Origin of the sequence: Gymnodinialimonas sp. 202GB13-11, from assembly GCF_040932485.1 — a bacterium.
Lineage (GTDB): Bacteria > Pseudomonadota > Alphaproteobacteria > Rhodobacterales > Rhodobacteraceae > Gymnodinialimonas > Gymnodinialimonas hymeniacidonis.
The window spans coordinates 903,059-924,317 of record NZ_JBFRBH010000001.1; the positions used below are offsets into that span (position 1 = coordinate 903,059).

Below are 21,259 nucleotides of genomic sequence, written 5' to 3' on the forward strand. Positions count from 1 at the left end.
TTCTAACGATTTGACGTTACTTCACACCGATAGCCACAAAGGCGAGGAGCTTTGCGCATGCATCGCGTCATCTACCGAAGCCGCGCCACGCGGTACTTTTCAGCGCAAGGCATCGAGGCGTTGAGCGCAACATGCCGACGCAACAATGCCGGGCTTGAGCTGACGGGCATTCTTGTGTTCCACGAAGGGCGCTTCTTTCAGGTATTGGAAGGGGAAGATACCGCGCTGTTGTCCGTGATGCAGGCTATCACGAAAGACGCGCGGCATACGCAGCTGGAATTGCTGGAACATGGCCCGGTTGAGCGGCGCGCGTTTCAGAGCTGGCGGATGGGTTACGCCATGCCAGAGGGGCTTGAAAGGCCGCCACTTGCTGCCTTTTCAATCAGGGATCTGCTGTCGCCGGACAGCCAGTATCGGGGGCGGGATGCCAGCGTCCGCGATCACGTGCGGCTTTTCTTGTCCAGTTTGCAGAAGCTTCCCAGCCGAGCAACCGGTTAGGGGCGTGCCGCGCGCAATCGGAAAGGTTGCGTCATTTGCCAGCGGATCAGGTAGTTTTCGTCAAACACGTGATATGCCACGCCGTGATGGCGGCTGACGGTTTCGATCTGGTATTCGTACTGGCTCTCGATTCCGTCTGTATCGACCAAGACCACCATCGGCTCTAACCCGGCCTCAATTGCATTGAAGGTCGCTTGATGGACGCTGTCATAGGCGCCACGGGTCTGATCCAAGCCAACCTCGATGGCATGCGTATCCGTTATGCAATCCACCCTAACGTGGGAGGAGATGGCATGCAGATCGTAGGGGACCCGCTGTTCGGGTTCGCCCCCCAATAGGGCGCATAGGATCAGAATGGCATCGGCCTCGGTCATGAGAACGATATAGGAACATTCTGTTAGGATGTTAACCCTTCGTTAAGACATTGGTTAACGGATCCTGGCGCACTCTGCTGTTTTCCAATCAGCGCTCCGTAACCAACCGGTCCTGCAAATCAGCGAGGCTGCGGGCCCCGATCTGCGCCATGTTGCTTTCCATGTCCTTAACCAGAATATCATGCCAATGGGCAGGCCCTTCGCGCCCCAGCGCGCCAAGCGCATAGTGCCAGGCGCGGCCCATCATCACGAAATCCGCGCCTAGTGCGATGGCCCGGATCACGTCGAGCCCGCCTTCAATGCCAGAGTCGAAGATCAGGGGGAGTGTGGTGGCCGATCGCATCTCTGGCAGAGCATCGGCCGCGCCGGGAGCGCCATCAAATTGGCGGCCTGCATGGTTGGACACCCAGATCGCATCGATGCCCTCGGCCTCTGCCCGTTTGGCAACCTCCGGCTCTGTCACGCCTTTCAGGATGAACGCACCATCCCACCGGTCGCGTAATGCGGCGACATAGTCCCAGTCCGGCGCCGCCCGCAGAAGGTAGCCGACATGTGCGGTTGAGGGCAGGGGGCCCTTTTCCAGCAGGTCTTCGGCATAACTGTCCATCAGGCGCATGCGCGGCATGCCGCTGGCCTGAATGCCAAGGGCCCAGGCCGGGCATAGCGCCACTTGCGCCAGCAGACGCGGCGTTAGGCGGGGCGGTTGCACCAGTCCGCCGCGTGTTTGCCGTTCGCGGCGTGAGGCGGCAGGGACATCCACAGTGAGCACAAGCGTATGAAACCCGGCTGCCTTGGCGCGGCTCAGCATATCATCGCGGATCTCGGGCGCTTTCGGGGGATACATTTGGAACCAACCCTGATCGGCGACCTTGGGGCCAATGGTTTCCGGCACAACCGTCGCAACCGTGGACAGACCATAGGGGATGCCAGCGCGCGCGGCATGGCGGGCCAAAAGTAGCTCGGCCTCCGGCCATATCAGGCCGGACATGCCAACAGGTGCTATACCAAAGGGAACGGGGTAATCGCGGCCCAGAAAACGCGTAGAAAGTGAGGGCGCTACCTCCCCCAGAAGCGCTGCGGGCTGCAGCAGGATCGCATCCAATGCGGTCCGATTGCGCCGCGCCGTGGCCTCAGCACCCGTTGCAGAATCCAGATATTCCCACACGAAATGCGGGATGCGACGGCGCCCGCGCGCCTTAAGGTCGCTGAGCGCGGGGTATCGGCTGTGCAGATCCATCCCGTCTGAATACCGCCAAACCCCTGCAACTCAATCGAATTTGTCTCAAATTGCGCGCGCGCCCTCTTTGTTCCCCGAAAATGCCAGGGGAGCGTGAGGGGGCTGGCCCCCTCGCACCGGGCATCGGCCCTGGACGCGGACAGAACAATCTGCGAACAAACCTTTAAAATCATGTCCGCCCGCTTTATCCTTCCGCCCATGAGCAGTTTTGACGATTCCGACGCGTTCGAGGCCGCCGCTGGCGCCTCGCTTGCCGCCCGCGCCATGGCCGCGCGCCCGATGCCTTATATGGATGGGCTGAACCCCGCGCAGCGGGAGGCTGTCGAGCAACTCGACGGTCCGGTTTTGATGCTGGCTGGCGCCGGTACAGGTAAGACCCGTGCCCTGACGGCGCGGATCGCGCATCTGTTGAGCACCGGCAACGCGCGCCCAAATGATATTCTGGCGGTGACATTCACCAACAAAGCCGCGCGCGAGATGAAGAACCGTGTGGGGCAGCTGTTGGGTCAACCGGCGGAAGGGATGCCTTGGCTGGGCACGTTTCACGCGATCTGTGTGAAGTTACTACGTCGGCATGCGGAATTGGTGGATCTGAAATCGAACTTCACGATCCTCGACACCGATGATCAGAACCGACTGCTGAAACAACTCATCATTGCCGCCGAGATTGACGAGAAGCGCTGGCCGGCGCGCGCTTTGGGCAGCATCATCGACGGTTGGAAAAACCGCGCGCTGCTACCCGAAAAGGTGCCGGCGGCGGATCATGGCGCGTTCAACCACCGGGGCGTGGAGCTCTATGAGCAATACCAGACCCGCCTACGCGAGTTGAATGCCTGCGATTTCGGCGATCTGCTGTTGCACATGATCCGGATTTTCCAGGAGAACGAAGATCTGCTTCAGCAATATCAGCGCTGGTTCCGCTACATTCTGGTGGACGAGTATCAGGATACCAACGTCGCGCAGTATTTGTGGCTGCGCCTTCTGGCGGCAGGGCATCAGAACATCTGCTGTGTCGGCGATGATGACCAGTCAATCTACGGCTGGCGCGGGGCCGAGGTGGGCAACATCCTGCGGTTCGAGAAGGATTTTCCGGGTGCCAAGGTCGTGCGGCTGGAGCAGAATTACCGCTCGACGGGGCATATTCTGGCGGCGGCTTCGGGTGTGATCGAAGGCAATAAGGGGCGTCTCGGCAAGACGCTTTGGACCGATGGCGAGGACGGCGAAAAGGTTCGTCTGATCGGTCATTGGGACGGTGATGAAGAAGCCCGCTGGGTGGGCGAAGAGATCGAGGCGATGGGGCAGGGCACGCGGGGGATGGACCCGATTGGGCCGAACTCGATAGCCATTCTCGTTCGCGCCTCGCATCAGATGCGGGCGTTTGAGGATCGCTTCCTGACCATCGGCTTGCCCTACCGTGTGATCGGTGGGCCGCGTTTTTATGAGCGGATGGAGATCCGCGATGCGATGGCCTATTTCCGCGTGGTCGTGAGCCCTGATGATGATCTGGCGTTCGAGCGGATTGTGAACACGCCCAAGCGGGGGTTGGGCGACAAGGCGCAGCAGACCATTCAGAAGATGGCACGCTCCAACGGGGTGAGCCTGCTGGAGGGCGCGCGGCTGTGTGTTGAGACAAAGGCGATTGGCGGCAAGGGTGGCAAGGCCTTGGGCGAGTTGGTCGAGGGGATCGGGCGCTGGCGGCAAATGCTGACCGGGCCTTTGCGGCAGGTGGGGCCTGCCGACGATCTGATTCAGGAAGAGAATGCCCCAAGCGGGGTCAGCCATATCGAGCTGGCCGAGATCATCCTCGACGAGAGCGGCTACACTGCCCATTGGCAGAACGACAAGACGCCGGAAGCGCCGGGGCGGTTGGAAAACCTCAAGGAATTGGTCAAGGCGCTGGAATCGTTTGATAACCTGCAAGGGTTTCTGGAGCATGTCAGCCTGATCATGGACAACGAATCCGACGATCGGGAGCCGAAGGTCACGATCATGACGCTGCACGCAGCCAAGGGTCTGGAGTTTCCAGCGGTGTTCCTGCCGGGCTGGGAAGACGGGCTATTCCCCAGCCAGCGGAGCATGGATGAGAGCGGGTTGACCGGCCTCGAAGAAGAGCGGCGGTTGGCTTACGTGGGGATTACGCGCGCGGAAGAGGTCTGCACGATCAGTTTCGCGGGCAACCGGCGGGTCTATGGGCAATGGCAGAGCCAGTTGCCCTCGCGCTTCATCGACGAATTGCCGGAAGAGCATGTGGAGGTTCTGACGCCGCCGGGGCTTTACGGGCATCAGGGGTCGGTTTCGGCCAGTGCGTCGCCGATTGAACAGACGATGGCGGGCAGCAACCTGCATGACCGGGCCTCAAAGGCGGATGTCTATAACTCCCCGGGCTGGCGGCGTTTGCAGGCCAATCAAGGGCAACGCCCGATGCGGCAGCCGTCTGAGGCCAAGAACATGACGATTGACGCGGATGCGGTCAGCGCGTTCACCATCGGCGACCGGGTGTTTCACCAGAAATTTGGCTATGGCGAAGTGATGAGTGTGGAGGGCGACAAGCTGGGGATCGAGTTTGACAAGGCGGGCTCCAAGCACGTCGTGGGCCGGTTCCTTGTGGCCGCTGGCAGCGAAGGCGGTGGGGACGTACCGTTTTGAGGTGCGTCTGACTGCGGGATAACCCGCTATCGACATTTTGCCCTCAACCCTTAGGTTTTCGCGGAACCGCCCCTTCGCGAAAAAGGATGACGTCATGCCGGCCCGCTTCATTGCCCCCTCCCTCTTGGCCATTGGCCTATGCGCTACACCTGCCGCCGCGCAGGAGTTTCTGAGCCGGGCGGAGGTTGAGGCCGTGATGCAGGATTTCGCGTTCTGCTATCATCCGAGCGACCGGTTCTCCTGTGCCTGGGCAGAGGTGTATTCGGAATTCGGCGAGGATCATGTGATCCTGCATACGGCGTCCGCGGTGTGGGAAGAGCCGCTGGAGGTGCAGCGCTATCGCTTGAACTGGGTCGATAACGCCTTGTGCATTCCCTATGAAGATCAGGGGCTTGAGGCGGCTTGGGAGGCCGAGGGCTATCGGTTTGCCTTCGATCTGTCGGGGCTGACGGCCTTGGATGATGAGGTTTTGCCAGAGCGGATCGAACGCCTGCGCGAAGCTTCGCCGCGTGAATTCTGCTTCCGCTACACGGTTGATGATGCCGGGCCGGATGCTCTGTTCCAGCACGTGTTCCGCGACGGTGTGGTTGATGAAGCTCTTGATCCAATTGCGCTGATCCCGCTGTTTTCCAGCGGTGTGGCGATTGCGCCGTCTGGTTAACCTTCGGACGGCAGCAGCATCGGGTAGAGCGACAGGACCAACAGGGCGGCCATTGTCCAGTTGAATGCTTGCAGACGGCCCGGGCCGTCCAGCCAGCGGCGGATTTGCGTGCCGCCCCATGCCCACGTGAAGACGGAGGGCAGGTTCACCAATCCGAAGACCAAAGCCACCAGTACGGCACCGATCCATCCACCATCGTCGGGCGCATAAGTCGTCTGCGCATAGATCGACATGTAGATCGCCTTCGGGTTCACCCATTGAAAACCCGCCGCTTGCAGAAAGGTAAGCGGCTTGGCGTCGTGATCGGCGTCTTTGGGCGGGGCGGCGTTGGCGACTTTCCACGCCAGCCAAAGCAGATAGGCGACGGAGATGACGGTAAGGGCAGTGCGCAACCACGGGATGACCTCAAACACCTGCACTAACCCAAGGCCGAGGATCAGGGTCATGGCCGCGTGGCCCATCGAGACGCCCAACATATGCGGCAGCGTGCGGGACAGGCCGAAATTCACGCCCGAGGCCATCAACATGATGTTGTTGGGCCCCGGTGTGATGGAGGAGGCGAAGGCAAACAGGACGAGGCCGTAGAGAAGTTCGTATGACATGGCGCAACATTAGGTGCGTGTGGGGGCAATGAAATTGCGAAGTTGTCGACCTTGCGGTATAGTTTGCAACAAATGGCGAAGATTGATGAAAAAGACCACCAGATATTGCGAGAGCTTGCGCGCGACGGCCGGATCTCGAATCTCGATCTGGCGGAGCGCGTGGCGCTTTCACCATCGGCCACCTTGCGCCGGGTACAGGCGCTTGAGGCGGCGGGCGTGATCAGCGGTTATCGCGCCGTGCTGGACCAATCCAAGCTGGGGATCGGTTTTATCGCTTACATTACAGTAGGTTTGGGGACGCACACCAAGGCGTCACAGGCCGCGTTCGAGGCCGCGATTGCCCGCTCTGACGAGGTGCGGGAGTGTCACAACATTACCGGCACGGTCGAATATCTGCTGCGGGTCGAGGTGGCCGACCTGCCCACCTACAAGCAATTTCATACCGATGTGTTGGGGGCGCTGCCGCAGGTGGCGACGATCACGACTTTTGTGGTGATGGGGTCGCCAAAAGACACTCGGGCATAAAGCTCAGGGCATAAAAAAACGGCGATGATCCAAGGGAGGAGAGGATCATCGCCGCATATCTTGGCCCCTTCCAAGGGAGGAGAGGAAGGCGCCTATGGCATCGCTCCAAAGGGAGGAGGAGGAGCTTTGCCGGTCGTCACGGTCCCGATTTGGGAGGAGAGGGACCGATCTTCAAGACCCGTTGCCGAGCCTTTTGTTGGTGCGGACATGCCCAAGGGAGGAGAGGGCTGCCCGCCATTCCATGCACCAAGGGAGGAGCGGCGCATGGTATTCTGTGAGTGCCTCAGGCGTTCTTGCCGTAGGCGGCTTCCAGCGCGATGCGACGGACCATCGAAGGGTTGATGCCCAGGTCAGCCATTTCGCGTGCCGAAAGCTCATTCAGTTCGTTGAGCGTGTTGCGGTACACGCGCCAGTTGCGATAGGCCTCAACCGCATCGGTGCGGAGGGCTGCAAAGCGGGCGGCCAGCGATTCAGATGCTGCGCGGTTGCTCGTTACATATGCCATTTTACTACTCTCTCATCGGTCTACTGCGGTCCGGACCCCTTGTCCTTGGACCGCGTTGGTGATTGGGTCGTTGCCCTGTCCCGATTGAATTTAGGCCAATGCTGCGATTGCACAATAACCGATGCGGAAATGCTGCTATGCAGCAGGCGCATGACACATTTCTGTTACATTACGTATGGTTAACAGCATGGTAATTGCAGGCGGAGCCTTCGCAGACCGGCAGTTTCGATTGTTCTTCGGCGGTGTTTTCTTTGCCGTTCAGGCGATCTGGATCCAGCGTGTCACGTTGGGCTGGCTGGCTTGGGAGCGCACGGGCTCGGCCAGGGTGGTTGGATTGGTCGCGGCGCTGAGCCTGCTTCCCACGTTGTTTGCGGGGCCATTCTTCGGAGTGCTTGCGGACCGGGTCGAAATCAAGCGTGCAGCACTCGTGACCAACGGTTTGATGGCGCTGGTGTTGGCGGTGCTGGCGATGATTGCAGGGCAGGTGGGCCCGGTGGGCCTTGGGGCGGCGGCCTTGGCGATTGGGATCATCTCTGCCGCGCACCATCCGATCCGTATGTCCCTGGGGCCACGCCTTGTTGAGGCCGAGATGGTGCAACATGTCGTCTCGGCCACCGCGTTGAACTTCAACATCGCGCGTCTGGTCGCGCCGGTGTTCGCCGGTTGGATCATCGCCACGGCGGGCGGGGGAACGGCCCTTTGGATTGCAGCGGTCTGTTATCTGCCGATGTTGGCGGTTCTTCCTGTTCTGCGGCCAAGGGCATTGCAGCCGCGCGCGCCGTCGCCGTTCCTGACGGATCTGCGCGACGGGATTGGCTATGCCGTCAGGACTCCGCTCATCCGGCAGGCTTTGTTGATCACGTTGGTCTTTGCCACGGTCGCACGCGGCGCTTTGGAGGTTTTGCCCGTGCTGGCCGATGGCGGGTTCGGGCGTGGGGCGGCGGGCCTTGGCTTTCTGACAGGCGCGGCGGGGGCGGGGGCGTTGGCCTCGGCTGTGATGAAGGCGGCAGGCGTAGGGGCCGTTGGCGCGCGTATTCCGTTGGCGGTGTGGGCGGCCGCGATGGCCGGGCAGGGGGCGGTGATCGCCATGGGGCTGGCGCCGAGCTGGCCCTTGGCCTTGGCGGCGACCGCGCTGACTGGGTTCTGCGCGACGTGGTGCGGGGTCAGCCTGCAATCCGCCATTCAAACGGACTTGCCCGACGGGTTGAGGGGCCGTGTGATGAGCCTTTGGGTTGTCGTGGGCTTCGGCACGGTAGCTATCGGCTCACTCGGGATCGGCGCGTTGGCCGACGCCACGGATGTGGGCAACGCGCTGGCCGTCGCAGGGGCCTTGGGGGCTGCGGCAATGGGGGCCGTCGCCGTGGGGGTGCGCGCCCGGGCAAATCACCCTATGTGAAGGGAAACGCCTCTGCCCGGAGTCCCCTGACATGTCCCAGACCCGCGAAACGATCCTTGATGCCTTGCGCGCAGTGGCCCTGCCCGATGGTGGTGACCTTGTCAGCCGCGATATGGTGCGTGCCGTGCAGGTGCAGGGGGCAAAGGTCAGTTTCATCATCGAGGCCGCCACGCCAGAGGCCGCGCAGGCCATGGGCCCGGTGCGCGATGCAGCCCAGGCGCTGGTGGAGCGGATGGATGGCGTTGAGAGTGCGATGGTTGCCCTGACAGCGCCAGCACCGGCCAAGGCCGCGGAACCAAGCACGCCCCCGCCAAGCCTGAAGGTGGGCGGGCATATGAAACCGCAGGAAGGGCCGATGAAGCCATCCGGTGTAAAGCGGATCATCGGGATCGGCTCGGGCAAGGGCGGAGTTGGCAAATCCACGGTCTCCACGAACCTGGCGGTGGCTTTGGCGCGGCAGGGGCGCAAGGTCGGGCTGCTGGACGCGGATATCTACGGGCCGAGCGTGCCGCGCATGATGGGTGTAAACAAGCGCCCGGCCTCGCCCGATGGCAAAACGATCATTCCGTTGCAGGGGCATGGCGTGACGCTGATGTCCATCGGCTTCATGCTGCCCGAAGAGAAGGCCGTGGTGTGGCGGGGCCCGATGTTGATGGGCGCATTGCAACAGATGCTGACGCAGGTGGAATGGGGCGAGTTGGATGTCCTGTTGGTCGACCTGCCGCCCGGTACCGGTGATGTCGCGATGACGCTGTGCCAGAAGTCAGACGTGACAGGGGCCATCATCGTATCGACCCCGCAGGATGTGGCGCTTTTGGACGCGAAGAAGGCGCTCGACATGTTCAACACGCTCAAGACGCCCATTCTGGGCCTGATCGAGAATATGGGCGCGTTCCATTGCCCCAATTGCGGGCATGAAGCGCATATCTTCGGGCAGGGTGGGGTGATGAGTGCGGCGGCTGAGGCCGGGTTGCCCTTCCTCGGCACGTTGCCGATTGATCTGGAGACCCGCGTGGCGGGCGATGCCGGTGTGCCGATTGCGTCGGGTGATAGCCCGATGGCGGAGGCCTATGCCGCCCTCGCGCGGCGCTTCATTGACGGTGGGATGGCCTGACACCGGGTCACCCACAGGTGAAACGAATCACCTGAAACCAGAACAAACCGGGACCATTTGAATGGCCCCGGGATTTTCTGGGAAAAAACTTCCACATTCCTCCACTTTCTTCCGTCACCGCCCGTGGGCCCCATATCGTGGGATTGTCCTCCATTTGGACACAATATGGGGCGTCTAGAGGTGTGCGCTCGACACAAGATGCAGTGCTGGAGTGGGGTCAAAATCAATAGATTGGGGCAAAGTGGAGTAAAAAGGTGTTGATTGGGAGAGTGTCCCATGAGACAAACAGTCATCGGCAGAACGAGACAACAACGGGTCGCAAAGACCTGAACCAAAAACAAAAATAGGCAGGTTCATACAGGCATCTCATTACGCCGAACAAAGAGATCCGGCGCGCAGGCGAGCAGACATCCCCCCAGGTAGTTTGCGCAGTCGGACACCCCAGAAATGGGACGAGGGCGGCGGTTGAGGAGTGGCAGCTTCCTCAACCGCCGTTTCCATTTCCGGGCAACGAAATACGGCCAGACTTTGGCCAAATTGTGGCGCGAAGACGCGCCCGGGACATGAGGCAGCAAGCACGTGGACGCGCGCTTTACAGGAACAAGCACCGTCAAGGTTGACGGGAAGGGCCGGGTCTCGCTCCCGGCCAAGTTCCGTCGCGCGTTGCAGGCCGCGGATGCCGCCTGCGGCCCCGGCGATGCGCCGCGCCTCTACATTGCTTACGGCAATCCCGCTTATGATTATGTCGAGTGCCTCTCGGGCGATGCATACGACGATCTCGATGCACGTATTCAGGCCATGCCCGAGGGCGAGGCTGAGCGCGAAGTCCTTGAAATCCTCTTCTATTCGCTCTGCGATGAGATCGTGGTCGACGATGCGGGCCGCTTCGTGCTTCCCGGTGCGGCGCGCGAAAAGCTGGCGCTGGACGGCGAGGCCGTGTTCCAGGGTAAGGGCACCAAGTTCCACATCCTCAAGCCTGCCGACAGCGAGGCATCGAAGGACAAGCTGGCGGCGATGCTGTCCAAGCTTGGTGAGGGCAAGGAGTTCTTCAACCCCGTCTCCCTTGCGAACCCGCCCAAATCCACCCCGGTGAATGACGATGACGCATGACCGACGCCCCACATATTCCCGTTCTTCTTGGCGCAATCCTGGAGCACGTGGGCCCGATTACTGGCGTTTGGTTGGACGGAACCTTCGGCGCTGGTGGATACGCCCGTGGATTGCTGGATAGGGGGGCGGATCTGGTGATTGGGGTGGATCGCGATCCTTTGGCCTTCGAAATGGCAGGTGTTTGGGCCGGGACCTACGGGGACCGGCTTCGGCTTGTCCAAGGCACCTTCTCTGATCTCGATGAATTGGCGGGTGAGCCGCTGGACGGTGTGACGCTTGATCTGGGCGTATCGTCGATGCAGCTGGACTTGGCTGAGCGTGGCTTTTCCTTTATGCGCGACGGTCCGCTGGACATGCGGATGGGGCAGACGGGTGTGTCTGCTGAGGATGTTGTGAATGAGGCGTCCGAGGCGCTGCTGGCCGATATCCTGTTCCACTACGGCGAAGAACGCGCGGCGCGCCGGATCGCCAAGGCGATTGTGGCAGAGCGGTTAAAGCATCGCATTAGCTCCACCCTGCAACTTTCTGAGATTGTTGAGAAGTGTCTACCGCGCAAGAAGCCTGGTCAGAGCCATCCGGCGACGCGTAGTTTTCAGGCCATCCGCATTGCGGTGAACGATGAATACGGACAATTGGCGCAAGGCCTGATGGCCGCTGAGCGTGCGTTGAAGCCCGGTGGCAAGCTGGCCGTTGTGACGTTCCATTCCTCAGAAGATCGGATCGTGAAGCGTTTCATGACAGAGCGCTCCAGCACCGGTGGCGGCGGCTCTCGCTATGCGCCTGAGGCCGATGCCAAGGTGCCGGCCTTCACGCTAACGCCGCGCAAGGCGATCCCGCCGAGCGATGCGGAAATCGCGCAGAACCCACGCGCTCGCTCGGCCAAGTTGCGCATCGCCACGCGCACTGATGCGCCTGCTCAAGACATCGACCCAAGCCAGCTTGGCCTGCCCGACGTGAGGTTGAACTGATGCGCCTGACCACCCTCATCGCTGCGATTGTCGTGATTGGCCTGGGCTATTGGGCTTACCACCAGACAATCCAGACCCAGATGGCGGACCGCCAAGTGGACCGTTTGCAGCGCCAGATTGCGGCGGAGCACGAGCGTTTGGGCGTTCTGCGCGCCGAATGGGCCTACCTGAACCGGCCCGACCGCTTGCGCGAGCTTGCTATGTTCAATTTTGAGCGCCTTGGCCTGCTGCCACTGGCGCCCGACCAGTTCGGCGATGTGGCGCAAATCCCGTTCCCGCCGCCGGAGCCGGAAGAGGTCGCCCCGGAGCTTCTGCAAGGAACATCTTCGCTACCGGAAGGGGAGATTGAGCCACTATGAGCCTTCGTATCCCTCTGCGCCCATTGACCCGCATCCTCGATGCCCGTGCGCGCGGCGAAAACCCAGATAACGTTGAAAAAGAGAACCTGCGCCTGCGCCACGAGGCGCAGCGTGATAAATTGCGGGTAAGGGCCGAAAGCCGCCTGTTGCTGGTGGCGGCCTGCTTCGTGATGGCGTTTGGAGCGGTGGGTTACAAGATGGCCGCGCTCGCCACCGCTGTGCCGACTGAGCCGCGCATCATCAGCCAGGGTCCGACAATCCTGAACACACGCGCCGACATCACGGACCGCCATGGGCGTCTGTTGGCTACGAACTTTGCCACCAATGCGCTTTATGCGCATCCGCAGGATATCATCTATCCGCGTCGCGCTGCGGACGGTCTGGCCGAAATCTTCCCTGAGATGGATGCAGAAGATCTGTATCGCCGCTTCACGGGCGAAAGCCGCTTCATCTGGCTGCGACGTTATATTTCACCCGAGCAAGAGCAGCAGGTGCATGACATCGGCTCGCCCGGTTTGCTGTTTGGACCGCGTGAAATGCGGCTTTACCCCAACGGCTCCATTGCGGCGCACGTACTGGGCGGCGCAAGCTTTGGCGAAGAGGCTGTCAACGCCGCTGAGGTGATCGGGATCGCCGGGGTCGAGGCTCATTTCGATGAGGAATTGCGTGACCCGAGCCGGGTTGATCCGCTGATGCTGTCGCTCGATCTGACGGTGCAGGCGACGGTCGAGGAAGTGTTGGCCGGCGGCATGGCCCTGATGAACGCGCGCGGTGCTGCTGCGGTGCTGATGGATGTGCACACCGGTGAAGTTATCTCGATGGCCAGCCTGCCTGATTTCGACCCCAACGCGCGGCCCCGCCCGCTGTTGGAAGGCGACCAGGCGGATAGCCCGTTGTTCAATCGTGCCGTGCAAGGCGTTTACGAATTGGGAAGCGTTTTCAAGACGTTCACCATCGCGCAAGCACTGGAGCTGAACCTGTTCAGCCCCTATGACATGATCGACACGACCGGCCCGCTCCGGATGGCCGGTTTTGCGATCCGCGACTTCTCGAATTACGGGCCTGAGCAATCGGTGGCCGATGTTCTGATCCATTCGTCCAACATTGGCACGGCCCGCATCGCACGGGTGATTGGCGCGTCCCGGCAGGAGAACTTCCTCGCCTCGCTGAACCTGTTGGAGCCGACGACCGTGGAGCTTGTCGAGGCACCGTCCGGCCGTCCGCTGACGCCGCCGCGTTGGGGCGAATTGGCAACCATGACCATCAGCTATGGTCACGGGATTTCGACCAGTCCGTTGCATCTGGCGGCCGCCTATTCCACCATCGTGAATGGCGGGACGGAAATCATCCCGACATTAGAACGCCGAGAGGAGCCGCAGAACGGCGAACGCATCATCTCGGAGGCGACGAGCGTTGCGATGAACGCACTGTTGCGCGCGATCGTGACGGACGGCACGGCCAGCTTCGGCGAGGTTGAAGGGTATCATGTGGGCGGCAAGACGGGCACGGCCGACATGCCACGCCCCAATGGCGGCTATTACGAGGACCGCAACCTGAACACCTTCGCCAGCGCCTTCCCGATGAATGACCCGCAATATGTGCTGATCGTGACCTTGCAGGAGGCCGCGGAACTGAGCGGCCCGCAACCGCGCCGCACCGCCGGATGGACGGCAGTTCCCGTCGCCGCAGAAATCATCCGCCGCACCGCCCCGCTTCTGGGTTTGCGGCCTGACATTGAACATCCCCTTGGTTTGCAGCTATCCAACTCCTCAAACTGAGGGGGGCTGAGCAGGTGGCCGCAAAACGACTTTCTGATTTGGGCCTGACACCGCGTGGTGACGATGTTGCCGTTACGGGTGTTGCTCTTGACTCCCGCAATGTCGAAAAAGGCAATCTTTTCGCGGCTTTGCCCGGCACACGTGTCCACGGTGGCGAATTTATCCAATATGCGCTGCGCATGGGCGCGGGCGCAGTTCTGACCGACCGGGCTGGGGCTGAGATTGCCAAGGCAGAACTAGACGCGTCTGATGCGGCCCTGGTTGTGGTGGAAGACCCGGCAGGTGCCTTGGCCCATGCGGCAGCCTTGTATTTCGGTGGTCAGCCGGACTGCATGGTTGCGGTGACGGGAACCAACGGAAAGACGTCTGTCGCGAGCTTCACGCGCCAGATCTGGGAAGCGCTGGGGCGTGAGGCTGTGAATATTGGAACCACTGGCGTTGAGGGCGCATTTGCGGCGCCCGGTATCCACACCACGCCGGAGCCAGTGACCCTGCATAAGGTTTTGGCAGACATGGCGGCTGGCGGTGTGACCCATGCGGCGATGGAGGCGTCTTCCCATGGGCTCGACCAAAGGCGCATGGATGGCGTGCGGCTGGCGGCGGCGGCGTTCACGAACCTGACGCAGGATCACCTCGACTATCACGGCGATATGGAGACGTATTTCCAAGCCAAGCTGCGGTTGTTCAACGATCTTTTGCCCGAGGATGGCGTGGCGGTTGTGAACATGGACGACACATACGGCCCGCGCGTGGCTGAGGCCTGCGCAGCGCGTGGCGTCGAGGTTCTGGGTGTTGGCCAATACTCGGAGGCTGCGCTGAAGATCACCGGGCGTCGGATTGATGAGACCGGGCAGGATGTGCTGTTCCGCTGGCAGGGGGAGGCGCGGCAGACAAGGCTGGACCTGATCGGTGCGTTCCAAGCGATGAATGTGTTGACGGCGGCGGGGCTGGTTATTGCTGGCGGCGAGGCCCCGGATGATGTGTTCGCTGTGCTGCCGAAGTTGGAAGGTGTCCGGGGCCGGATGCAATTGGCCGCGCGGCGCAGCCATGGTGCGCCGATCTACGTCGATTACTCCCACACGCCGGATTCGCTTGAGGTCGCTTTGAAGGCCTTGCGCCCGCATGTTCTGGGCCGCCTGATCGTTGTGTTTGGGGCCGGTGGGGATCGCGACAAGGGCAAGCGCCCGTTGATGGGTAAGGCCGCGGCGGAGAATGCGGATGTGTGCATCGTGACGGATGACAATCCGCGCAGCGAAGAGCCGGGGATCATTCGCATGGAAGTGCTTTCGGGCTGCCCCGAGGCAAATGAAGTCGGTGACCGCGCGGAGGCGATCTTGCGCGGGGTGGATATGTTGGAGCCGGGCGACGCGCTTCTGATCGCGGGCAAGGGGCATGAAACCGGCCAACAGGTGGGCGATGTGGTCTATCCTTTTGATGATGTTGAACAAGCCTCGGTCGCAGTGGCTGCGCTGGAGGGGTTGGTATGAGCCTTTGGACGGCAGCTGAGGCCGCAGCGGCAACCGGCGGCGCGGTCGCCTCGGACTGGGTGGCGGACGGCGTTTCCATCGACACGCGCACATTGCAGCCGGGGGATCTGTTCGTCGCATTGGAGGCGGCGCGTGATGGGCACGAATTTGTCATGCAGGCGCTCGAGAACGGCGCGGCGGCGGCGATGGTTTCCCATGTGCCGAACGGTGTGGACCCGGAAAAGTGCCTGATCGTCGGCGAGGTGCTGCCAGCATTGGAACGGCTCGGCATCGCCGCGCGCGCGCGGACAGAGGCGAAGGTGATCGCCATCACCGGTTCGGTTGGCAAGACCACGGCCAAGGAGATGCTGCGCAAGGCTTTGGAAGGGCAGGGAAATATCCACGCCGCCGTGGCCAGCTACAATAACCATTGGGGTGTGCCGCTGACGCTAGCGCGGATGCCGGTGGACACGGATTATGCGATCATCGAGATCGGCATGAACCATGCCGGTGAGATTGCGCCGCTGACCAAGATGGCGCGGCCGCACGTGGCGATGATCACGACAATTGCGCCTGCACATTTGGAGAACCTCGGCTCGATGGAGGCGATTGCAGCAGAGAAGGGCGCGATATTCGAAGGGTTGGAGCCGGGTGGGATTGCGGTGGTGCCGCTTGATGCGGACACCCGCGACATTCTTTTGGCCGCGGGGCAGGCCCACGCGGCGGAGGTTGTCACCTTCGGTGAGACGGACGGCGCAGACCTGCAACTGAGCGACGTGATTGTCTCGGACGAGTCCACGATCATGCGGGTGGCCACGCCGGACGGTGCGCGATTGGCGAAGCTGTCGGTGGCTGGTCGGCACTATGCCAGTAACGCGGTCGGCGTCATGCTGACGGTTGCGGCAGCAGGGGCGGATTTGACGCAAGCCACCATGGCCTTGTCGCAATGGCAGCCCGTGGAGGGGCGCGGGCAGCGCGAGCGCATCACGTTGAGCCGCACGGACGACATTGCAATCGAGCTGATAGACGATGCATTCAACGCCAACCCAACGTCGCTTGCGGCAGGGCTAGAGGTTTTGGCCGGGATCGAGCCGACGCGTGGTGGACGGCGCATTGCTGTTTTGGGCGATATGCTGGAACTGGGCGATGACGCAGTGTCGATGCACGCCGAGGTGGCCGAACTGCCCGCGATTGAAGACGTGGAGCAAGTTCATACATGCGGGCCGCTGATGTCACATCTGCACGGCGCATTGCCGGGCGCAAAACAAGGCCTGCACACGGAAACAGCAGACGAGATGTGCCAACAGATCGTGCGCGAATTGCGCCCTGGAGACGTGGTTCTGGTTAAGGGATCCAAGGGATCGAAGGTGTCCCGCGTGGTTGACGCGCTGCGCAAACTCGGGCAATCGGTTGAGGCGTGAGAGGTGAGGAACCGCTAGATGTTGTATTGGCTGAGTGACCTTTCGGACGGCGGTGGTTTCTTCAACCTGTTTCGCTACATCACCTTCCGCGCGGGCGGTGCTTTCTTCACCGCATTGGTCTTCGGCTTCATTTTCGGGCGTCCGCTGATCAACATGCTACGCCGCAAATATCAGCACGGCCAGCCGATCCGTGAAGACGGCCCTGCCAGCCATCTTGAGACGAAGGCCGGGACGCCGACGATGGGCGGGCTATTGATCTTGGCGGCTTTGACCCTGTCGACGCTGCTTTGGGCGCGGATGGATAATCCCTATGTCTGGCTGGTTTTGGGCGTTACGGTGTGTTTCGGTCTGATTGGCTTTGCGGACGATTGGGCGAAGGTCAGCCGGAATACGACCGCCGGTGTGTCGGGCAAAATCCGCCTGGCTGCGGGCTTTGCGGTGGCTTGTGCTGCGGCTTTGGTTGCCGCGCAGCTGCACCCGGTGGAGCTTTCCAACCATCTCGCCTTTCCAGTGTTCAAGGATGTGCTTCTGAACATGGGGTGGCTGTTCATCCCGTTCGCGATGATCGTGATTGTCGGCTCCGCCAATGCGGTGAACCTGACCGATGGGCTTGACGGCCTGGCAATCATGCCGGTGATGATCGCGGCAGGCACGCTTGGGGTCATTGCCTATGCCGTGGGTCGAGTCGATTTCACTGAGTATCTAGATGTGCATTACGTGCCGGGAACCGGGGAATTACTGATTTTCACCGCTGGTCTAATCGGCGGCGGCCTTGGTTTCCTTTGGTACAACGCGCCACCTGCGGCCGTGTTCATGGGTGATACTGGCTCGCTCGCTTTGGGCGGGGCCTTGGGCGCCATTGCAGTAGCCACGAAGCATGAGATCGTGTTGGCCATCGTCGGCGGATTGTTCGTGGCCGAAGCTGTATCAGTCATCATTCAGGTGGCCTATTTCAAAGCCACCGGAAAGCGCGTGTTCCTGATGGCGCCGATCCACCATCACTATGAAAAGCGCGGATGGGCCGAGCCGCAGATCGTGATCCGGTTTTGGATCATCTCGCTGATCCTGGCGCTGATTGGCTTGGCGACGCTGAAATTGCGGTGAGCGCGGCATCTTCGGCGAATGCACGGCACTGAAGGGCGAAGGTCGCATGGCGCTTTTCGATAAATGGGTGCGGGCCGAGGTTCAGGGTCGCCGCGTAGAATGCCTGAACACTTGGTTCAATGGAGCGGCTATTTTTGTTGATGGCGTTGAGGTCGCGCGCAACATGGGCAAGCTGGCTTTAGACGAAACGCAGCCCTTTGTAGAGGCGCAGGTGGATGATTTGCACATCGAAATGCATATCCTGTCGATCCTCTTCACCCAGATAGAGGTGCGCGTGAACGGGCAGTACGTGGCGGGTGACCGCCTGATCAAGGAGAGCGGCCAATGATCCCTGTTTTGGGCTTTGATGGGACCAAGGTTCTGGTTCTGGGATTGGGCCGCTCGGGCTTGGCAGCGGCGCGCGCCTTGCGGGCCGGCGGGGCAGAGGCCCTGTGTTGGGATGATGGTGAAGCGGGCCGGGCCCGTGCCGAGGAAGAGGGGTTTGTGCTGCGCGACCCGATGAAGGGCGGCGCGTTTGAAGATGTTGCCTGTTTGATAACGTCTCCTGGCATCCCGCATCTCTACCCCGCACCACACCGCGCGATTGCGGCGGCTTATGCGGCGGGAGTGCCTGTCGACAATGACATCGGGCTTTTCTTTCGCTCTCTCGCGACACCGGAATGGGACCGGATGGAAAGCCCCCCGAAGGTTGTGGCCGTCACTGGATCGAACGGGAAATCCACGACGTCCGCATTGATTGCGCATGTGCTCGACGCTGCAGGGACGGAGGTGCAACTGGCCGGGAATATCGGGCGCGGAGTGTTGGATATTGATCCGCCGGCGGATGGCGGGGTGGTGGTTTTAGAACTCTCTTCCTACCAGACTGAGCTTGCTCGTGCGCTGACCCCGGACATCGCTGTGTTCACCAATCTCAGTCCCGATCATCTGGATCGCCATGGCGGGATGGGCGGCTACTTTGCGGCCAAGCGGAGGTTGTTCGCAGAAGGCGGTCCGGAACGCGCGATTATCGGTGTGGACGAGGCAGAGGGGGCTTATCTGGCCGGGCAATTGAGCGAAGGGCCAAGCGACCCGCGCGTGATCCGGGTGCGTTCGGGCAAGATCGGTGATGCGTCGGGTTGGGAGCTTTCGACGCGCAAGGGCTGGCTGAGCGAAGTGCGCAAAGGGAGGCAGGTCGCGTCGCTTGATCTGCGCGGTGTGCCGGGGCTCCCGGGCGCACACAACCACCAGAATGCCGCCTGCGCCTACGGCGTGGCGCGCGCCTTGGGCATTGCGCCGCGCGTGATCGAGGATGCGTTCCAGACGTTCGAGGGCTTGCCGCATCGGTCGCAGCGGGTGGCAGAGATCGGCGGCGTTGCCTTCGTGAACGACAGCAAGGCCACGAACGTGGATGCGGCGGCGAAAGCCTTGGGTGCGTTCAAACGCATTCGCTGGATCTGCGGCGGCTTGGAGAAGGAAGGCGGCCTTGATGGGCTATGGGAAGCGGCAAACGCAGTGACCAAAGCTTATGTGATCGGGCGCGAGGCAGAGGCCTTTGCCATGCGTCTTGGGGACATCCCGAGCGAAGTTTGCGGGGATATGGCCACGGCCGTGGCGCGGGCGGCGGAAGAGGCGGAAGAAGGCGAGACCGTTCTCCTGGCTCCAGCAGCCGCAAGTTTCGATCAATACGATAGCTTTGAGGCGCGGGGCACAGATTTCATCGCACAGGTTGAGGCGCTGAAGCGTTAAGGGCGCGAAATTGCCAGCCTGCGAGAAGCGTCACCAGAAGCGCGTCAGCGGCGAGTAAGACACTGCCTGTAACTGTGGCGGTTGCGCCGAGCGCGAGCACCCCCAGCAGCGCGACCACATAGGCGGCAAGGCCCACTAGGTTCACGCGTGTCCACCACGCGATGGTCGCACGTCCGGCGGCCCACATCAGCATGAGCATGTGCACGATCAGCGCCCCACCGAGGACCTGATACGTTGTGCCGTGGATCAGCCCAATGGTTTCGGCCAACGGCGCAGACATCAATACACCCGCAAGCCCTGTCACCAGAGAGGCCAGTGCATTTGCGCGGAGCGCGCGGGGCAGGGTGGGTGGTCGTGTCATTGCATCAAGGTGCCGGGCGGCGTGTTCGGTTGCAAGGGGCGGGCGCCTTGATGCGCGCAACACGAGACAATCAACGTCACATCAATATGGGGGTTTGTCCCTATGTCGCGCACGGCGCTGCTTGGGCGATACCCTTCCCAAGCCGGCTGCGCCCCTTCACCCCTTGCTACCCGGCATTGATCTTTAACCCTCCTGAAAGGAGGCCCATTATGAAAACGATCTTCTCTGTCCTGGCTCTTTCTCTTTTGCCCATTGCAGCGCCTGTCGCTGCCGAAAGCCCACCGGTTCCGGGTATTCCGGTGCAAGGTTTGTTCAACGATCCGTTCAATCCATTGCCGTTTTTCGAGCCGATCAGCCGTACCCGGATCGAGGTCTATGTGACCGACGAGGCGACGACATGCCCTCGTATTTGGAACGCCCTCGATTGTCCTGTGGTGGTTCACGCCGATGGCACGCGTGAGGGTATGGTGATCCGCAACTACACGCATAATGGTGCCGGGCCGGTGATTGTGGAGCGGATCGAGTACCCCAGCAGCGTGTTGGCCACAGACGCTTGGCCATTGCACTTCGTGGTCGTGAGGGAGTGATCCGATGAAACATGTGTTCCTTATCGCGGCTCTCGTTGCGTCCGGTCCGGCGCTTGCAAATACGTACCTCGATACCATCGTTGACGGCTTGCCGCCGGTGGTCGCCGAGACCCCCATGGTTGTTGAGGTTTTGGCGGAACCCGGCGGCTGCATGGTTCACCCATTGGCTGATCTGGCTGAATGCTACCGCGTGCGTATGCCGGACGGCAGCACTCAGGATCATTTTATCGAAGGCTTTGATGGAAACGGCCCCGCTCGGCTTCATGTGAACCGCCTCACCTATGATTGGTCGCAAAACACGCTCAGCCATCCGGTTGTGCCGGGGTTTTCACTGATTGAAAGACTCGACTGACGCCAAAGCCGCGCCGAATTTTTTCAGCGGCGCGGTCAACCAAATACTTTTTTTTGAAAGATATCTCCAATGACCAAAGCATTTTCCATTCTCGCCCTGACCTTTGCCGTGCCGCTGTGCACAGCGGTACCAGCCATTGCCTGCTTCTCAGATCATTGTCCGACCCAAGAGGTTCAGTCCCAAGACGCAAATCGGTCCGGGTTATTCCCAGGCGGCGCAACCGCCCGTTGGGTGCAGGAATATTGGACGCTTGAGGAAGGCCATTTGTCTGCGGCCTCGGCACCTGGCGACGTTCCGGCAGGGTCACAGCAGGTGGTCAATCCGTCCACTGGCGTCATCCAGAGCACGATCGGAGACCCGCTTCATATCAGCCACTCCCCGAATGCTGTGCATGCCGTGATGCTTACCCGGTAAGCCTGTCACACTTTCCCTAGCCAGCCCTGCAATTTCAGGCTAAACTAAGCGGATAG

23 protein-coding genes are annotated in these 21,259 nt (G+C 61.4%); 18 read left to right on the forward strand and 5 right to left on the reverse strand.

Annotation, left to right across the window (positions count from 1 at the left end):
• The first annotated feature begins 57 nt into the window (after positions 1–57).
• Positions 58–498 carry a BLUF domain-containing protein gene (locus V8J81_RS04590; RefSeq protein ID WP_368474568.1) on the forward strand — a complete coding sequence of 147 codons (441 nt, stop codon included), beginning with the start codon at positions 58–60 and terminating at the stop codon, positions 496–498.
• On the opposite strand, the gene V8J81_RS04595 is transcribed toward V8J81_RS04590, so the two are convergent.
• Together V8J81_RS04595 and V8J81_RS04600 are read right to left on the reverse strand one after the other, a co-directional pair.
• Positions 495–872, reverse strand: a complete 378-nt coding sequence (locus tag V8J81_RS04595; protein WP_368474569.1) for a hypothetical protein — start codon at positions 870–872, stop codon at positions 495–497. The genes V8J81_RS04590 and V8J81_RS04595 overlap by 4 nt on opposite strands.
• Positions 873–960: 88 nt before the next feature.
• Complete coding sequence (locus tag V8J81_RS04600) at positions 961–2,109, reverse strand: alpha-hydroxy acid oxidase (RefSeq protein ID WP_368474570.1); 1,149 nt, start codon at positions 2,107–2,109, stop codon at positions 961–963.
• A 198-nt stretch (positions 2,110–2,307) separates the two neighbouring features.
• On the opposite strand from V8J81_RS04600, the gene V8J81_RS04605 reads away from it, so the two are divergent.
• Together V8J81_RS04605 and V8J81_RS04610 are read left to right on the forward strand one after the other, a co-directional pair.
• Entirely contained in the window at positions 2,308–4,755 is a 2,448-nt protein-coding gene (locus V8J81_RS04605) for an ATP-dependent helicase (protein WP_368474571.1), read from the forward strand.
• A 94-nt stretch (positions 4,756–4,849) separates the two neighbouring features.
• A complete protein-coding gene (locus tag V8J81_RS04610) occupies positions 4,850–5,416 on the forward strand; it encodes a hypothetical protein (protein ID WP_368474572.1) in 567 nt (188 codons plus the stop codon).
• Here V8J81_RS04610 and V8J81_RS04615 read toward each other — a convergent pair.
• The gene (locus V8J81_RS04615) at positions 5,413–6,018 is read right to left on the reverse strand and encodes a LysE family translocator (protein ID WP_368474573.1); all 606 of its coding nucleotides are present in this window, start codon (positions 6,016–6,018) and stop codon (positions 5,413–5,415) included. The genes V8J81_RS04610 and V8J81_RS04615 overlap by 4 nt on opposite strands.
• Positions 6,019–6,090: 72 nt before the next feature.
• Between V8J81_RS04615 and V8J81_RS04620 the strand changes: the two genes are divergently transcribed.
• Positions 6,091–6,543 (forward strand): Lrp/AsnC family transcriptional regulator, encoded by a 453-nt coding sequence (locus tag V8J81_RS04620; protein WP_368474574.1) that lies wholly within the window; start codon positions 6,091–6,093, stop codon positions 6,541–6,543.
• Between the two features lie 283 nt (positions 6,544–6,826).
• Here V8J81_RS04620 and V8J81_RS04625 read toward each other — a convergent pair whose 3' ends face one another.
• Positions 6,827–7,048 carry a DUF1127 domain-containing protein gene (locus V8J81_RS04625; RefSeq protein ID WP_368474575.1) on the reverse strand — a complete coding sequence of 74 codons (222 nt, stop codon included), beginning with the start codon at positions 7,046–7,048 and terminating at the stop codon, positions 6,827–6,829.
• A 187-nt stretch (positions 7,049–7,235) separates the two neighbouring features.
• Between V8J81_RS04625 and V8J81_RS04630 the strand changes: the two genes are divergently transcribed.
• From V8J81_RS04630 to murD, 11 genes are all read left to right on the forward strand, one after another.
• Positions 7,236–8,444 (forward strand): MFS transporter, encoded by a 1,209-nt coding sequence (locus V8J81_RS04630; protein ID WP_368474576.1) that lies wholly within the window; start codon positions 7,236–7,238, stop codon positions 8,442–8,444.
• Between the two features lie 31 nt (positions 8,445–8,475).
• Positions 8,476–9,558, forward strand: a complete 1,083-nt coding sequence (locus tag V8J81_RS04635) for an Mrp/NBP35 family ATP-binding protein (RefSeq protein WP_368474577.1) — start codon at positions 8,476–8,478, stop codon at positions 9,556–9,558.
• A 579-nt stretch (positions 9,559–10,137) separates the two neighbouring features.
• Positions 10,138–10,668: a division/cell wall cluster transcriptional repressor MraZ gene (locus V8J81_RS04640; protein ID WP_368474578.1), complete on the forward strand. Its 531-nt coding sequence runs from the start codon at positions 10,138–10,140 to the stop codon at positions 10,666–10,668.
• Entirely contained in the window at positions 10,665–11,636 is a 972-nt protein-coding gene (rsmH, locus tag V8J81_RS04645) for a 16S rRNA (cytosine(1402)-N(4))-methyltransferase RsmH (protein ID WP_368474579.1), read from the forward strand. Before V8J81_RS04640 ends, rsmH begins: the two co-directional genes overlap by 4 nt.
• Complete coding sequence (gene ftsL, locus V8J81_RS04650) at positions 11,636–11,995, forward strand: cell division protein FtsL (protein ID WP_368474580.1); 360 nt, start codon at positions 11,636–11,638, stop codon at positions 11,993–11,995. The genes rsmH and ftsL overlap by 1 nt, the downstream gene beginning before the upstream one ends.
• A complete protein-coding gene (locus V8J81_RS04655; RefSeq protein ID WP_368474581.1) occupies positions 11,992–13,773 on the forward strand; it encodes a peptidoglycan D,D-transpeptidase FtsI family protein in 1,782 nt (593 codons plus the stop codon). Before ftsL ends, V8J81_RS04655 begins: the two co-directional genes overlap by 4 nt.
• A gap of 14 nt (positions 13,774–13,787) precedes the next feature.
• Positions 13,788–15,260: a UDP-N-acetylmuramoyl-L-alanyl-D-glutamate--2,6-diaminopimelate ligase gene (locus tag V8J81_RS04660; protein ID WP_368474582.1), complete on the forward strand. Its 1,473-nt coding sequence runs from the start codon at positions 13,788–13,790 to the stop codon at positions 15,258–15,260.
• Positions 15,257–16,660, forward strand: coding sequence for a UDP-N-acetylmuramoyl-tripeptide--D-alanyl-D-alanine ligase (locus tag V8J81_RS04665; RefSeq protein ID WP_368474583.1), 1,404 nt, complete (start codon positions 15,257–15,259; stop codon positions 16,658–16,660). The genes V8J81_RS04660 and V8J81_RS04665 overlap by 4 nt, the downstream gene beginning before the upstream one ends.
• 18 nt (positions 16,661–16,678) lie before the next feature.
• Positions 16,679–17,764, forward strand: a complete 1,086-nt coding sequence (gene mraY, locus V8J81_RS04670; RefSeq protein WP_368474584.1) for a phospho-N-acetylmuramoyl-pentapeptide-transferase — start codon at positions 16,679–16,681, stop codon at positions 17,762–17,764.
• A 46-nt stretch (positions 17,765–17,810) separates the two neighbouring features.
• Positions 17,811–18,092: a hypothetical protein gene (locus V8J81_RS04675; RefSeq protein ID WP_368474585.1), complete on the forward strand. Its 282-nt coding sequence runs from the start codon at positions 17,811–17,813 to the stop codon at positions 18,090–18,092.
• Positions 18,089–19,489, forward strand: a complete 1,401-nt coding sequence (murD, locus tag V8J81_RS04680) for a UDP-N-acetylmuramoyl-L-alanine--D-glutamate ligase (protein WP_368474586.1) — start codon at positions 18,089–18,091, stop codon at positions 19,487–19,489. Before V8J81_RS04675 ends, murD begins: the two co-directional genes overlap by 4 nt.
• Here murD and V8J81_RS04685 read toward each other — a convergent pair.
• On the reverse strand, positions 19,458–19,850 hold the full coding sequence (locus V8J81_RS04685; RefSeq protein WP_368474587.1) for a hypothetical protein: 393 nt from the start codon (positions 19,848–19,850) through the stop codon (positions 19,458–19,460). The two genes, murD and V8J81_RS04685, sit on opposite strands and share 32 nt — an antisense overlap.
• Before the next feature lie 209 nt (positions 19,851–20,059).
• On the opposite strand from V8J81_RS04685, the gene V8J81_RS04690 reads away from it, so the two are divergent.
• The 3 genes from V8J81_RS04690 (at position 20,060) to V8J81_RS04700 (ending at position 21,203) form a co-directional block, all read left to right on the forward strand.
• The gene (locus tag V8J81_RS04690) at positions 20,060–20,437 is read left to right on the forward strand and encodes a hypothetical protein (RefSeq protein ID WP_368474588.1); all 378 of its coding nucleotides are present in this window, start codon (positions 20,060–20,062) and stop codon (positions 20,435–20,437) included.
• A gap of 4 nt (positions 20,438–20,441) precedes the next feature.
• Positions 20,442–20,789 carry a hypothetical protein gene (locus tag V8J81_RS04695; RefSeq protein WP_368474589.1) on the forward strand — a complete coding sequence of 116 codons (348 nt, stop codon included), beginning with the start codon at positions 20,442–20,444 and terminating at the stop codon, positions 20,787–20,789.
• 69 nt (positions 20,790–20,858) lie between these two features.
• Positions 20,859–21,203: a hypothetical protein gene (locus tag V8J81_RS04700; protein ID WP_368474590.1), complete on the forward strand. Its 345-nt coding sequence runs from the start codon at positions 20,859–20,861 to the stop codon at positions 21,201–21,203.
• The last annotated feature ends 56 nt before the right edge of the window (positions 21,204–21,259 follow it).